12 protein-coding genes are annotated in these 14,272 nt (G+C 30.0%); all 12 read left to right on the top strand.

The window, feature by feature from the left end; translation table 11 throughout:
- Positions 1-6 precede the first annotated feature (6 nt).
- The 12 genes from ATZ35_RS01580 (at position 7) to wecB (ending at position 14,157) form a co-directional block, all read left to right on the top strand.
- Positions 7-708, top strand: a complete 702-nt coding sequence (locus tag ATZ35_RS01580; RefSeq protein WP_208928902.1) for a CpsD/CapB family tyrosine-protein kinase — start codon at positions 7-9, stop codon at positions 706-708.
- A 25-nt stretch (positions 709-733) separates the two neighbouring features.
- On the top strand, positions 734-1,498 hold the full coding sequence (locus ATZ35_RS01575; protein WP_208928899.1) for a tyrosine-protein phosphatase: 765 nt from the start codon (positions 734-736) through the stop codon (positions 1,496-1,498).
- A 121-nt stretch (positions 1,499-1,619) separates the two neighbouring features.
- On the top strand, positions 1,620-2,336 hold the full coding sequence (locus tag ATZ35_RS01570) for a sugar transferase (RefSeq protein ID WP_208928896.1): 717 nt from the start codon (positions 1,620-1,622) through the stop codon (positions 2,334-2,336).
- Positions 2,337-2,523: 187 nt separating this feature from the next.
- Positions 2,524-4,383 carry an asparagine synthetase B family protein gene (locus ATZ35_RS01565; protein WP_208928893.1) on the top strand — a complete coding sequence of 620 codons (1,860 nt, stop codon included), beginning with the start codon at positions 2,524-2,526 and terminating at the stop codon, positions 4,381-4,383.
- Positions 4,373-5,638: an oligosaccharide flippase family protein gene (locus tag ATZ35_RS01560; RefSeq protein WP_208928890.1), complete on the top strand. Its 1,266-nt coding sequence runs from the start codon at positions 4,373-4,375 to the stop codon at positions 5,636-5,638. The genes ATZ35_RS01565 and ATZ35_RS01560 overlap by 11 nt, the downstream gene beginning before the upstream one ends.
- Position 5,639: 1 nt before the next feature.
- Positions 5,640-6,791 (top strand): glycosyltransferase family 4 protein, encoded by a 1,152-nt coding sequence (locus ATZ35_RS01555; protein ID WP_208928887.1) that lies wholly within the window; start codon positions 5,640-5,642, stop codon positions 6,789-6,791.
- A gap of 26 nt (positions 6,792-6,817) precedes the next feature.
- Complete coding sequence (locus tag ATZ35_RS01550; protein ID WP_208928884.1) at positions 6,818-8,125, top strand: O-antigen ligase family protein; 1,308 nt, start codon at positions 6,818-6,820, stop codon at positions 8,123-8,125.
- Positions 8,122-9,186, top strand: coding sequence for a glycosyltransferase (locus tag ATZ35_RS01545; RefSeq protein ID WP_208928881.1), 1,065 nt, complete (start codon positions 8,122-8,124; stop codon positions 9,184-9,186). The genes ATZ35_RS01550 and ATZ35_RS01545 overlap by 4 nt, the downstream gene beginning before the upstream one ends.
- A 105-nt stretch (positions 9,187-9,291) precedes the next feature.
- On the top strand, positions 9,292-10,638 hold the full coding sequence (locus ATZ35_RS01540; RefSeq protein WP_208928878.1) for a glycosyltransferase: 1,347 nt from the start codon (positions 9,292-9,294) through the stop codon (positions 10,636-10,638).
- Positions 10,635-11,795, top strand: coding sequence for a beta 1-4 rhamnosyltransferase Cps2T (cps2T, locus tag ATZ35_RS01535; protein WP_208928875.1), 1,161 nt, complete (start codon positions 10,635-10,637; stop codon positions 11,793-11,795). The genes ATZ35_RS01540 and cps2T overlap by 4 nt, the downstream gene beginning before the upstream one ends.
- A 7-nt stretch (positions 11,796-11,802) precedes the next feature.
- Positions 11,803-13,017 carry a nucleotide sugar dehydrogenase gene (locus ATZ35_RS01530; protein WP_208928872.1) on the top strand — a complete coding sequence of 405 codons (1,215 nt, stop codon included), beginning with the start codon at positions 11,803-11,805 and terminating at the stop codon, positions 13,015-13,017.
- 21 nt (positions 13,018-13,038) lie between these two features.
- On the top strand, positions 13,039-14,157 hold the full coding sequence (wecB, locus tag ATZ35_RS01525) for a non-hydrolyzing UDP-N-acetylglucosamine 2-epimerase (protein WP_279614916.1): 1,119 nt from the start codon (positions 13,039-13,041) through the stop codon (positions 14,155-14,157).
- Positions 14,158-14,272: the final 115 nt, after the last annotated feature.

Here is a 14,272-nt window from a genome sequence, read left to right as displayed (position 1 = left end):
TATAGCATGACAAATATAGTGAGAGCTCAAAAAAAACAGAAAACAAAAGCAGTGAGTTTAATTACTTTAGCTGATAAATCATCACCAATTTCAGAACAGTATCGAACGATTCGCACGAATATCCAATATGCGATGGTGGATAGAGATTTGAAAACCTTAGTAATTACTTCGTCTGGCCCAAGTGAAGGGAAATCAACAACCTCTGCTAATCTGGCTATTGTGTTTGCCAATTCAGGTAAACGAGTCTTATTAGTAGATGCAGATATGCGTAAACCTACAGTAGCGAAAACATTTTCACTAGATAATGCGCGTGGGCTAAGTACTTTGTTAGGTAGCCGTGAAACCGTCTTGCATCAAGTTGTCCAGAATTCTGGGGTAGATAATTTATTTTTGATGACGAGTGGACCTAAACCACCCAATCCTTCAGAGTTATTAGATTCAAGAAGAATGAAAGAGCTGATTCAAGAATTGAAACAGCAATATGATTTGGTTATCTTTGATATGCCACCAGTCGTAGCTGTAACGGATGCGCAGATTGTAGCATCAAAATCAGACGGTACAATTTTGGTAGTCCGAGAAAATGTGTCAAAGAAAGATTCACTACTAAAAGCTAAAAGTCTAATGGAACTAGTGAATGCAAATATTCTTGGCGTTGTGTACAATGGATCAAAAAATATAGAAGATCAAGGATATTACTATGGTTCATAATAATTGATGAGAGAGGAAAAAGCCAATGATTGATCTGCATTGCCATATATTGCCAGGAATTGATGATGGAGCTAAAACGATCGACGATTCACTTGATATGGCAAGAATGGCTGTTAAACAAGGAATCACACATATTTTGTGTACACCTCATCATAATAATGGAAAATATGATAATCCTGCTAGTCAGGTAATTACCCAAGTAGCAGGATTGCAAGAAGAATTAGATCAACGAAATATACCTCTTACCTTGTATGAAGGTCAAGAGGTACGGATCGGTGGAGATCTAGTAGAGCAAATCCAAAAAGCAGATATTTTATTTGCGGATCTTGCGAATCGCTACATTTTAATTGAGTTTCCAAGTAATGATATTCCTGCGTATACAGAGCCATTATTTTTTAAACTGTTGGAAGCAGGTCATACACCAATAATTGTCCATCCAGAACGGAATAGTCGATTTATTGAAGAGCCAAATAGATTGTTGCCGTTTTTAGAAATGGGTGTGTTGACACAATTGACAGCGCCTAGTTATGTTGGTGTTTTTGGCAAACAGATTGAGCGTACAGCGAAACAAATGGTCGCTCATAACATGGTCTATATGATGGCTTCTGATGCCCATAATATTGAAAAGCGCGGTTTTTTTATGGAAAAAGCCTTTAAAGCAATCGAAAAAGACATGGGAAGGGAACATGTTGAATCGATGCAGCAGATGGCTAAAGATATTTTGAATGGAGATGATGTTCAAAGACCGGAATTTACGGCGATTAAAAGTAAAAAATTTGGTTTGTTTTAGAAACAGAAAAATTAACATATTATAGTTGTTGGTATGCATATAATACATAGTGGTTGTTGTATAAAAAATGCATAACTTGGTTGTTGGTGTTGTTTAATTTGTCTTAAAAGGAGTGTTAAATTTGGAGGGAAAGTTTGCAAGGATTGTTGTAAATACGAGACAAAAAGAAGGAATAAAATCAGATGATAAACTTGTTGATTCAACTTTAGGTGAAAAATTTGGACAACAATCTGTATTTTTTTGTGTGTCCAAAAGAGGTTTAGATATTCTAGGTAGTTTATTAGGGCTGATTTTATTGAGTCCAGTACTACTTATCGTTGCGATCCTAATAAAAAAAGAAGACCCTAAAGGACCTGTAGTTTTCTCTCAAAAAAGAGTAGGAAAAAGCGGAGCCTTGTTTACTATGTATAAATTTCGTTCAATGTGTACAGATGCTGAAGAGCAGTTGGACGATTTACTTGAATATAATGAAATTGAAGGCGCCATGTTTAAGATCAAAGAAGATCCTAGAGTAACAAAAATTGGGAAAAAAATACGCAAAACCAGTATTGACGAACTTCCTCAACTTTTAAATGTATTAAAGGGAGAAATGACATTGGTTGGACCTAGACCTCCTTTGCAAAGAGAAGTTGATGAGTATAGTAAACGCGATATGTTGCGCTTGAGTGTAAAACCAGGTTGTACTGGGTTATGGCAAATTAGAGGGCGTAATGATGTTCACTTTGATGAGATGGTGGAGTTTGATTTGGAATATATTGAGAACCAATCTATGGGCAATGATTTGAAGATTATTTTTCAGACGATCAAAGTAATGTTTTTATCTAGAGGGGCATATTAATGGATAACAATATAATGCAGAGATTGTATTTTATTGTTAATTGTTATCTCTAATAGAGTTTTAGTAAAATAATATCATTTAGGGTTTGATTTAATATGAATAAAAGATGAGTCTTAGTAAAGGAATATTTAATTCATAAATCTCAATAATAGATGAAATGTATTGAAATTTTGATAGGAGCTATAAAATGGTAGGTATATTTGGGCAGTATAATAAAAATGGACAAGTTGAGGAAGTAAAGTTAGCTGTAAACTCGTCATTGCGTACAAATCAAACAAAATTTGGACAAATTTATTTAAGAAGTTCAGTTGTGAAAAAATATGAAGACGATAAAATTTTCTTTGAGAATGATTTTTATATTGTTGTTAGCGATGGTGTGTTACTTAATAGTACTGAGTTAAAAAGAATATATAAAACAAAATATATTTCAGAAGTAATAATTCTTATGTATGAAGAGAATGGAGAGAACTTCTTTAAAGATATTAGAGGAAGTTATTCATGTTCCTTATATGATAAAAGAAAAAATGAACTTTTTGTTTATACAGATCAATTAGCTGATAAAAAAATATTCTACTCTGATTTTGAAGATAGCTTTATATTTTCTTCAAGGTTGGAAGAATTACTAATTGATGAAAAAGTGAAAAAAAATGAAATTGATAGAGAATCGTGTATTTCTCTACTGACTCTTGGAGCTGATAAAAAAATATTCTACTCTGATTTTGAAGATAGCTTTATATTTTCTTCAAGGTTGGAAGAATTACTAATTGATGAAAAAGTGAAAAAAAATGAAATTGATAGAGAATCGTGTATTTCTCTACTGACTCTTGGGTTTATGTTGGAAGATCGAACTTTATTGAAACAAGTTAAAAAACTTGATGCTGGAAGTTATATAAAAGTAAAAAAAAATAAAATGGCAATATATTCGTATTTTAAGTTTAATAATGAAGAACTTCATTATGATTCAATTGATACAATTATTTCAAAAATGGATGAATTGTTTTGTCAGGCTGTTAAATTACAATTTGAAAAAGATTGTGAATATAATTATAAACATATTGCCTCATTAAGTGGAGGACTAGATTCAAGAATGGTGAATATAGTTGCTGCAAATCTGGGTTATAACGATATTCTCAATTATACTTTTTCACAAACCGGTTACATGGATGCAACTATTGCAGCGACTATTGCGGCAGACTTAAAACATGAATTTATTTTTAAATCACTAGATGATGCTAACTTTTTGTATGAAATCGATAAAATAGCTAATATTTCATTCGGAAGCTCTATATATTACGGGATTGCTCATTCACATAATTGTATTGAGAAACTAAATATTTCAGGCTATGGAATGATTCACACAGGGCAATTAGGAGATGTTATTGTTGGTGCATTCAATAAAACAAAGCAGATAGACTTAGATTTTAAAAGCTATTCATATTCTAAAAGATATATAGATAAATTAGAGCAAATAAGCTTAGGAAATTATGCGAATGATGAATTATTTAAAGTTTATAATAGAGGAATCAATTTTGCATTAAATGGCAACTTTGCTTTTCAAGAGTTTACAGAATCATTATCACCTTTTTGCAATGTAGATTTTATGCAGTACTGTTTAAACATCCCGGTTGAAATTAGAAGTGAACATGCTCTTTATTATAAGTGGATTATGAAAAAATATCCCGAAGCTGCAAAATATAAATATGAGTCGATAAATTCAAAAATAACTACGCCTCAATTAGTTATTAAAAGTAAAACATTTATTCGGAAAATTGTTAATAAAATTTTGAAAATTTTGAAATTACCTAATTTGTTTGGATATAACTCAAAAAATGGGATGAATCCCTTTGATTATTGGTATCGTAACAATACAACCTTTAATCAGTTCATTAATGATTATTACAAACAGAACTATCATTTCTTAGAATTATTAGACGATGAAGTATCAAATATGGCAATGGATTTATTTGAAAAAGGCATCTTGGTCGAAAAAATGCAAGTGCTGACTTTGTTGTCAACTCTTAAGTTAAAAGGTAAATATGATGAATAGTTTTTTTAGAAAGTTACGAGAAAAAGGTTTTTTTTATATTTTTGGGGCAAGTACATTAAATAAAATTATTCAATTTTGTAGTGGGATTTTTTTAGTTCGTCTAATTTCAAAAAATGATTTTGGTATTTATAGCCAAGCTCAAAATATAGTAAACATTTTTGTTCTATTTATTGGTTTAGGAACAAACTATGCGTTAATGCAATTTGGTAGTGAAGCTAAAAACGTTAAAGAAAGAAATTCATTTTTCAATTTTAGTTTTAAAATAGCTGTTCCGTTCAATCTAATAATTTCAGGTCTTATTTTATGTTATGCCTATCGGGCAAATGAAGTAGGGACGGAATTGAAAATTGTTTTGGTTTGTATGTCATTGTTACCAATGTTCATTTATTTATTTGAATGTTTGCAAATTTATTTCCGTACGAGTTTATTAAATCTTGAATTTTCTAAGTTAAGCACAATAAATACAATGCTAATATTTTTATTAGCTGTTACAGGAGCAATATCTATTGGAATTTTTGGGATTATCTTTGCTAGTTATCTTGCTTATTTTGTTTCGATAGGAATCGGTATCTATTGGTTGCGTAAGAAAAAAGTTTTGTCAAATAAGTCAGTAATGTTGGATAGAAAAACAAAAAAGGAATTTTTTTCTTATTCCATTACTTTAATGTTTAGCAATAGCATTTCATCGCTTGTTTACCTTATTGATATCTTTTTAATTGGCTATTTAATCAAGGATAATCAAATATTAGCTAACTATAAAGCCGCTACAATAATTCCATTTGCCTTAAATTTCATTCCTATTTCTATTATGACTTTTGTTTATCCTTATTTTGCTAAAAATAGAGAAAATAGAAAATGGGTTTTAAAGATGTACAAAAAACTTCAATTGAGTTTAGTTCTGTTTAATTTTATTATGATGATTGTTTTAGTGGCATTTGCGCCACTCATAATTAGAATTCTATTTGGAAATAGCTATTTAGACAGTACTTCTTACTTTAGAGTTCTATCTGTAAGCTATTTTATAGCGGCTTCCTTTAGAATCCCAGCTGGTAATGTTCTAGCTATGATGAAAAAAATTAAATTTCTTTTTATCGCGAATCTTATTGTAGGAGTAGCAAATATAGGGTTGGACTATTATCTTATTCAAAATTATTCAGCAATTGGTGCATCTATATCTACATTAACTATTATTGTTGTAACTTCAATTATTTACAATGTATATTTATATTTGTTCTTATGGAGGAAGAGAAAATAGAATGAAGAAGAAAATTTTGCTTTATCAACAAGTTTATTTAACTATTTCTATGACATTTATTTATAGACAACTCAAAGGAGTATCAAAAAAATTTGATATTTTTGTAGGAGCTAATAAAGTTGAGAATATAAATATTTTTCCTTATAACAAGATAGTTGGAAAGTCTAAAAAAACAGTTGAAAAAATGATAACAAGATGTTTGAAAAAAATTGAATCTAAATACACATTACTATCGGCTAGTCAACAAAAATATTTTAATAAAGTAATTAGCGAAAATGAAATTGAATTGATTCATGCACATTTCGGACCTGCTGGGTTAGAGATGCTTCCAATTGCAGAAAATAAAAAAGTTCCTTTATTGGTGACTTTTCATGGTTATGATGCTTCTGAATTATTAAAGGACAAAATCTATAGCAAACATATTTCATCCCTTTTTAATTATGCCCACGTTATCACTGTATCACAGAACATGATGAATGAATTGATTCCATATGGACTAAGAACGGAAAGAAGCTATGTTCACTATATAGGTGTTCCAGTATCTGAATTTGAATTTGAAGAAAAGGAAAATCTGTTTGAAAAATATCACTTAAAAAAAGAAATTACATTTCTTCAAGTATCTAACTTTGTTGAAAAAAAAGGTCATATATATACAATAGAGGCATTTGAGCAACTAGTATTAACTTATCCAAGAGCAAAATTAATTTTAGCTGGTGATGGATTATTGAAAAATAAAATTGAAGAAGTAGTCAAAAAAAAAGGACTCCAAAATTCTGTTGTTTTTGTTGGAAAGGTGGTAAAAGAAGAAGTCCAGCAACTAATGAAAAGTGCTGATGTTTTTGTACATCATAGTATAACAGCAAAAAATGGTGATAAAGAAGGAATTCCAACTGTTTTAATGGAGGCGATGGCTGTTGGTTTAACAGTTGTATCAACAAATCATGCTGGTATACCTGAATTGATTGAAGATGGAGAAAATGGTTTTTTAGTAGATGAAAAAGATGTAAAGAATTACGCTAAAAAAATGGTGGAAGTTTTGTCTACAGACAACAAAATTAGAAGAAATGCTAGAAAAATAATAGTCGAGAAATTTAATATGAATAAACAAAATAGCGAGTTAGAACGAATATATAGTGAAATTTTAAACGACTAGCTTTTCTGACGAAAGTGAGGAAGATATTGGGATATATATTATTACTGATAGGTACATGGTTTTTAATGAATAACGAAAAAAATAAGCTTTTCACAGTTCTATTATTTTCGATTTTTGCTTTTCCTAATAATGCATATATAACAAGTAAGTTGATGCTAGATATTTTTGAGATTAATATATCTTTCTATATTAGTTTTCTTATATTAGTGTTGTGGGCTCTTAAATTGTTAAAAAGCGAAACAATTTTATTTAAGGGAAAGGATTTCTATTTTCTGCTTCTTCTAGTGCTAGTGTTGATATATTTTGCTATTGGAATAACTAATGGGAATGCTTTTGTAAATGAAGATTTAAAAATTTACATGAATAAGTTTGTCTTGTATTTAGTTATTCAATTTTGTGTAAAAGATAAAGAAGATTTTTTTCGGACCCTAAATGTAGTATGTATTATGAGCGTTATTTATTCAGTTATTATTATTATTATTTCTCTGTTTTTTAAAGACTCATTATCATTGATTTACGGAGAAAGGCTGAGTACTTGGTGGGAAGGAACCAACAGAATTGCTTTTGGAAATACTTCTTTTTTGTTATTTACTAGTAGCCTACTCTACTACAAATTAATTTCTAAAAAGAAACCAAAGAAGATTTTGTCATTATGCATTTTCCTATTAAATATTATTGCAATTTTGCTTTCTCAGAATAGAACACTAATTTTGTTAGCAATTGCAAGTTTAATCTTAATTCATCTCTATGTAGCATTTAAAGCAATTCAATCAAAAAAAATAGGTGTGAAAAGTATTTTCTTGCTAGCAGCAGCTATACTAACTGTTTTAGTTTTATCTGTTGGCCTGCGGAGTGAATTTAATACTAGTAATGAAACTGGAGGGATTTTACAAAATCGATTTTCTACAAATTATTTGGAGTCTTTAAATGTTCGAAGTAATTCTAATCAAATTGCATGGAATAGAGTGATAGATAATAAGCTGGGAGAAGGAATAGGAGCTCAGCTGACAGTGTATAGTCAAGATTTTAAGTATTCTTTTGTAGGAAATTTTATTGATAATATTTACCTTACTTTAGGAGTTAAGTTTGGATTAATAGGTTTAGGCTTGTTTGGTATATTGTTAATAAAGTCAATCTGGTATTTGATCCTTTGTTATAAAGAAACTAAAAATCTGCTATTTGCGACATTGCTTATTAGCTATATATTGAGCTTGATCCTTACCACATATATGAATGCACAAATCATTTATACACCAACAGTATCTTTCATTTTTTTATTGTTTTTAAATTTGAAAAATATAAGAATGGTTAATCAGGGGGAAACATTAATATGAATGTTTTGTATATTATATTAACAGATATAAACAACAATAACTTGAACTCAGGGCCAACAGTTCGTTCAATGACGATAAGAAAAGAATTAGAAAAGAAATATAAAAAAGTTGATGTTATTCAAGGAGAAAATGCGAGCGAGCGGTTTAAAATTTTTTATCAGTTAAGAAAAAAAAAGACAGTATATGATTATTGCTATATCGAATCGCGAGTTGGGGTTACTAGGTGGACAGATACTAAGTTACTATTTCTATTGAAAAAGCTGAATATTGGACAAATAGCTTTGTATTATCGCGATATGTACTGGGCGTATAAGATCAAAGTATCAACTGGAACTTTAAAGAATTTTCTAGTTCCGTTTGTTAATAAAAGATATATTCATTTTTTAAACAAAATTTGTGACGTTATTTTTGTCCAAAGTGAAACCTTTAAAAAGGAACTCCTAAAATATATACCCAATGCAACAGTAGAATTATTACCACCAGGTTGTGATGATATTGATGAACCTCTTTTCACGGAAAAAGCAGCTTTATATGTGGGTGAATTAGCAAATCAATTTAGTGGAATTGATTTGCTATTGGATGTTTTTAGCTACATTAATAGAAGTGAAGAGCGAGTTAGGTTAAATATTGTTTGTAGAAAAGAAGAATATGATGAAAATTTACGATTAATAAAAATGAATGAAATGTGTCAGTGGCTTTCAATTTTTCATTGTTCAAAGGAAACTATTAAAGAAGTTTATGATAAATCTTCTGTGACGATCATACCTAGAAATGGTGATGAGTATACAAAATTATGTTTGCCAGTTAAGCTGTTTGAATACATTAGCTTTGAAAAACCAATTATCTCTATTGATCATGGAGAAGTTGGGGAGTTTATCAAAGAAAAACAAATTGGAATAGTTACAGATCATACTAAGGAAGAGTTTGCTGAAAAAATAATTGATTTGATGGAAGATAGGGAAAAATATTTATTTTATAAGGAAAAAATTAGGGAGTACAAAAAAAATAATATGTGGTCAAATAGAGTAGATATGATTGATACGATTTTATCTTCTGAATAATATTAAACAGTATAAATGTCAAAGTACTGGATTAGACTTCTCTAATTTAATGCAGCAGTAATAGAGAAGTTAATTAGTCAAAAACAATGAGATTGGGTGATCTGGGTGTCTATACTTCACTATACATTAGGTGTTCCTCCTTATCGGACAGGTGGGTTAACAAAGTATTCTATTGATTTAATGGAAACAGAGCTAGAATTTGGATATAAAGTCTGTTTACTCTTTCCAGGTAGTTATCAGTTGTCTGGTAAATCCAAAATAAAACGAAAAAGTGATTATAATGATATAACTCTTTTTGAATTAATAAATCCTTTACCTATTCCTTTATTGAATGGAATTGGTGAGGCTAAATTATTTATGAAACCAAACAATGAACATCTTTTTTTAGAATTTTTATCAGATAATCATATTCATCTTGTGCACGTTCACACATTAATGGGGCTTCCTATTGAGTTTTTACTTGCGGCAAAGAGATTAAAAATAAAAATAATTTATACTAGTCATGATTATTATGGTTTATGTCCCCAAATTTTGGCTGGTGATATAGAGTATTTAGCTACTAATTGTGATGTAAGCTGTTCTGTTTGCGGTGATTCGCCCTTTTCTAAGAAACTGTTAGTCGCTATGCAGACAAAAACATATAAATTGATTAAAGACACACAAGTAGTTAAGTTTTTACGAAAAAGAAAAAAGAATAGTGTTGCTGCAAAAAAGAGACAAAATTATTCTACAGAAGAAAATAGAAATCAAATAAAATTAAGAAACTATTATCTTCAAATGTTTTCACTTGTTGATCTATTTCATTTTAATAGTGAACTTGCTAAAGTAGAGTTTGAAAAATTTTTGCAATGCGATGGGGTTGTAGTTCCGATTACACATAAATCTATAGAAGATAGAAGAAAAGAGTATATAGTCACAAAAAATGAACCACTAAAAATAACTTATTTAGGACCACAAGAGGTATATAAAGGTTTTAATCTAATTTATAATACTTTTCAACGTTTGTTGGAAGAGAATATTAATGATTGGCATTTAAATTTTTATGGAGATGATAGAGAACCCAAAGACTATAATGATTATTACTTTTCATTCAAGGGCCGGTATCAGCAGCAACAGTTAATGGAAATTTTTAATTGTACAGATTTGCTAGTTGTTCCAAGTGTATGGAAAGAAACGTTTGGCTTTGTGGCATTGGAAGCTTTATCATATGGGATACCTATTTTATTTTCAACAAACGTTGGAAGTAGTGAATTAATTAATGATAATGTAACAGGCTTCATTTTTAATCCAGATGTAAATGATTTAAAAGTAAAGATTCAGGAGTTGCTAGAAAATCGAGAACTAATTAATCAGGTCAATAAAAATATTTTAAATATGGACATTACATTTGATATGAAACGACATACTAAAAGAATTTTAGAACTATATAGGAAGGCTGGTTATACGGAATGAAAAATATTTTCATATTAGGTTCCAAAGGAATTCCTGCAAATTATGGAGGATTTGAGACTTTTGTTGATTCCCTTACTAAAAAAAAAGTAACAAATAGCATAAAGTATCATGTATCTTGCTTATCGCAAAATACTGAAGAGTTTGAATATAATAGTGCGCGTTGTTTTAATATTTCTATACCGAATGTTGGTAGTTCAAGAGCAGTTTTTTATGATTTGATGAGTTTAAAAAAGACGATAAAATATATAAAAAGTAATCATCTTTCAGATTGTACGATTTACATATTAGCTTGTAGGATAGGTCCACTTATTGGATATTACAAAAAAAAATTAAATAAATTAGGTGTTAAACTTTATGTTAATCCAGATGGTCATGAATGGAAACGGAGCAAATGGTCTAAATTAATAAGGGCTTATTGGAAATATTCAGAAAGATTAATGGTTAAACATAGTGATTTGTTAATTTGTGATTCAGTTGGAATTGAAGCTTATATAAAAGAAAAATATCGTCAATTTTCACCTAAAACAACTTTTATTGCTTATGGCGCTGATGTCGTAAAATCAATTTGTAATGATGATGATCTGAGGGTTATTGACTGGTTCAATAGACATAAAATTGAAGCAGGGAATTATTATTTGATTGTAGGTAGATTTGTACCGGAAAATAATTATAAGTTGATGATTAGCGAATTTATGAAATCTAAATCTAGTAAAAGTTTAGTTATTATATCAAATGTGGAAAAAAATGATTTTTATGAAGATTTATCAAAAGCAACAAATTTTACAACAGATTCTAGGATAAAATTTGTGGGAACGATATACGATCAAGAATTATTAAAAAAAGTAAGGGAAATGGCGTATGGATATTTACATGGGCATGAAGTTGGTGGTACAAATCCATCTTTATTGGAAGCATTAGCATCAACGAAACTCAATTTGTTATTAGATGTAGTATTTAACAAAGAAGTTGGCAGGGAAGGTGCCTATTATTTTACAAAACAAAAAAATAATTTGGCTCATTTGATTGATTATTGTGATTGTTTAAGTATCGATGAAATCAATTACATGAAAAATGAAGCAGAAAAAAGAATTATTCAACATTATTCTTGGAGTAAAATTGTTGATGAATACGAAACACTATTTTTAGAAAGTGAGTGAATAGAATATGATTAACATAATAGGGTTAGGTTATATTGGATTGCCAACTGCTTTAATATTGGCTGCTAATGGAAAAAAAATAGTCGGAACAGATTACAATAAAGAATTAGTTCAGACGTTAAATGCTGGGGAAACAACTTTTGAAGAAAAAGGCTTAAAAGAACTATTTACACAAGCTATCAATCAAGAAATAGTATTTACAACAGATTATGTTACAACAAATAAGTATATTGTGACTGTTCCAACTCCTTATGAGAAAGAAAATAAAAAAGTTGATCCTAATTTTATTATTAAAGCAGTTGAAAGTATTATCAAAGTATGTGCCGAAGAAACGATTTTAGTCATTGAGTCAACCGTTTCTCCTGGAACGATTGATAAATATATTCGACCGATTGTTGAAAAGTGGATGTCTCAAACTAATAAATTAATTCATTTAGTTCATGCACCAGAAAGAATTTTACCTGGTAATATGATTGAAGAATTAAATTATAATTCTAGAACAATTGGGGCAGATGATGAAAAAATTGGGTTACAAGTAAAATCTATCTATCAGTCTTTTTGTAAAGCGGAAATTGTTGTTACAGATATTAGAACTGCTGAAATGACAAAGGTTGTAGAAAATACATATAGAGATATTAATATTGCTTTTGCAAATGAACTAACAAAGATTTGTCGTTTTGATAATCTGGATGTTCATAAAATTATTGATATTGCAAATATGCATCCTCGTGTGAATATTTTAAATCCTGGACCTGGTGTTGGTGGTCATTGTATTTCTGTTGATCCATGGTTTTTAGTAGGGGACTATCCTGGCTTAGCAAACATTATTTTAACAGCGAGAGAAATCAATGATTCAATGCCAGAGCATGTTCTTGAGAGAATTCATACACTTATGAAAAAATATCAGATAACAGATATGAATAAAATTGGTTTGTATGGACTGACTTATAAACCTGATGTAGACGATGTAAGGGAAAGTCCAACCTTACAATTACTTGAAAAAATGGAAAAACATTTAGCACCACCTTTAAAAGTCTATGATCCAATGCTAACAACTCAAATTATAGATAACCAGTTAATGAATTTCGATGAGTTTCTTGCTCAGACCGAATTAATTGTGGTTATGGTTGCACATACACATATTAAAAAAAATGTTTCAAAAATTATAGATAAAGTTATTTTGGATACACAAAATATTATTGAAAACAGCTATAAATTATAATGTTTCTTTGGAGGGAATACCGTGAAAAAAATAAAAGTAATGGCTATCTTTGGAACTAGGCCCGAAGCTATCAAGATGGCTCCAGTTGTTCAGGCTTTAAAATTTCAAAAAAATCAATTTGAATCTATTGTGGTGGTTACTGCTCAACATCGTGAAATGTTAGATCAGGTTTTAGATGCTTTTCATATTGTACCAGATTATGATTTAAACATTATGAAGAAAAATCAAACATTGTCAATGATTACTGCCAGTGTTCTGGTCGGCTTAGATCCAATAATTGAGGAAACACAACCAGATGTTATTTTGGTACATGGAGATACAACAACAGCATTCGCGGCAAGTATCTCTGCATTTTATCATCACGTAAAAATTTGTCATGTTGAAGCTGGGCTTAGGACTGGAAATTTACAATCACCATTTCCAGAAGAGATGAATAGGCAAGTTACAGATGTCTTATCTGATTTTTATTTTGCCCCCACAGAACAAAGTCGAAAAAATTTGATAAAAGAGAATCATCCTGCTAAACAGATTTTTGTTACAGGTAATACGGCAATTGATGCATTAAAATCTACTGTAAAAACTGATTATCAGCATCCCATTTTGACACAGATTCCTTCATCTCATAGAATACTTTTAATGACGATGCATAGAAGAGAGAATTTAGGTGCACCTATGGAAGAAGTATTTAAAGCAGTTCAGAAAATTGCAGATACTTTTGAAGATGTTGAAGTTGTTTTTCCAGTACATTTAAATCCCATAGTTCGAGATTTGGTCAATGAGTTTTTAGAAAATCATCCTCGAATTCACTTAATTGAACCCTTGGATGTAATTGATTTTCACAATATATCAGCAAGAAGCTATTTAATTCTTAGCGATTCAGGTGGCGTTCAAGAAGAAGCACCTTCTTTAGGAGTTCCAGTATTAGTTTTGAGAGATTCCACGGAGCGGCCGGAAGGTGTTGATGCTGGTACCTTAAAGTTAGTTGGAACAAAGACACAAGATGTGTTTTTAGCGGTATCAGAGCTACTAGAGAATCCTCAAAAATACCAGGAAATGTCACGAACTAAAAATCCCTATGGAGATGGTAATGCTTCTCAACGTATCCTAGAAATTATTGCTAATAGTGCATCATTTAACTAATGTAGTAAATCAACAAAGTGATAATGTTTAGCTAAGAGAAGTGGGATAGTTTTTTTCTGTCTTTATTCCAGTATTGAATAAGAAATTTGAATATATCACTTGGTTTAGTTAAATC

The organism is Enterococcus rotai, assembly GCF_001465345.1.
Lineage (GTDB): Bacteria > Bacillota > Bacilli > Lactobacillales > Enterococcaceae > Enterococcus_L > Enterococcus_L rotai.
The sequence above is the reverse complement of the archived record's forward strand: the minus strand, read 5'-3'. Positions and strand labels throughout refer to the sequence as shown.

Bases quoted from the DNA above. Each gene is read 5' to 3' on its own strand.
- ATZ35_RS01580 (WP_208928902.1), top strand. From the start codon at position 7: ATGACAAATATAGTGAGAGCTCAAAAAAAACAGAAAACAAAAGCAGTG.
- ATZ35_RS01575 (WP_208928899.1), top strand. From the start codon at position 734: ATGATTGATCTGCATTGCCATATATTGCCAGGAATTGATGATGGAGCT.
- ATZ35_RS01565 (WP_208928893.1), top strand. From the start codon at position 2,524: ATGGTAGGTATATTTGGGCAGTATAATAAAAATGGACAAGTTGAGGAA.
- ATZ35_RS01560 (WP_208928890.1), top strand. From the start codon at position 4,373: ATGATGAATAGTTTTTTTAGAAAGTTACGAGAAAAAGGTTTTTTTTAT.
- ATZ35_RS01555 (WP_208928887.1), top strand. From the start codon at position 5,640: ATGAAGAAGAAAATTTTGCTTTATCAACAAGTTTATTTAACTATTTCT.
- ATZ35_RS01545 (WP_208928881.1), top strand. From the start codon at position 8,122: ATGAATGTTTTGTATATTATATTAACAGATATAAACAACAATAACTTG.
- cps2T (WP_208928875.1), top strand. From the start codon at position 10,635: ATGAAAAATATTTTCATATTAGGTTCCAAAGGAATTCCTGCAAATTAT.
- ATZ35_RS01530 (WP_208928872.1), top strand. From the start codon at position 11,803: ATGATTAACATAATAGGGTTAGGTTATATTGGATTGCCAACTGCTTTA.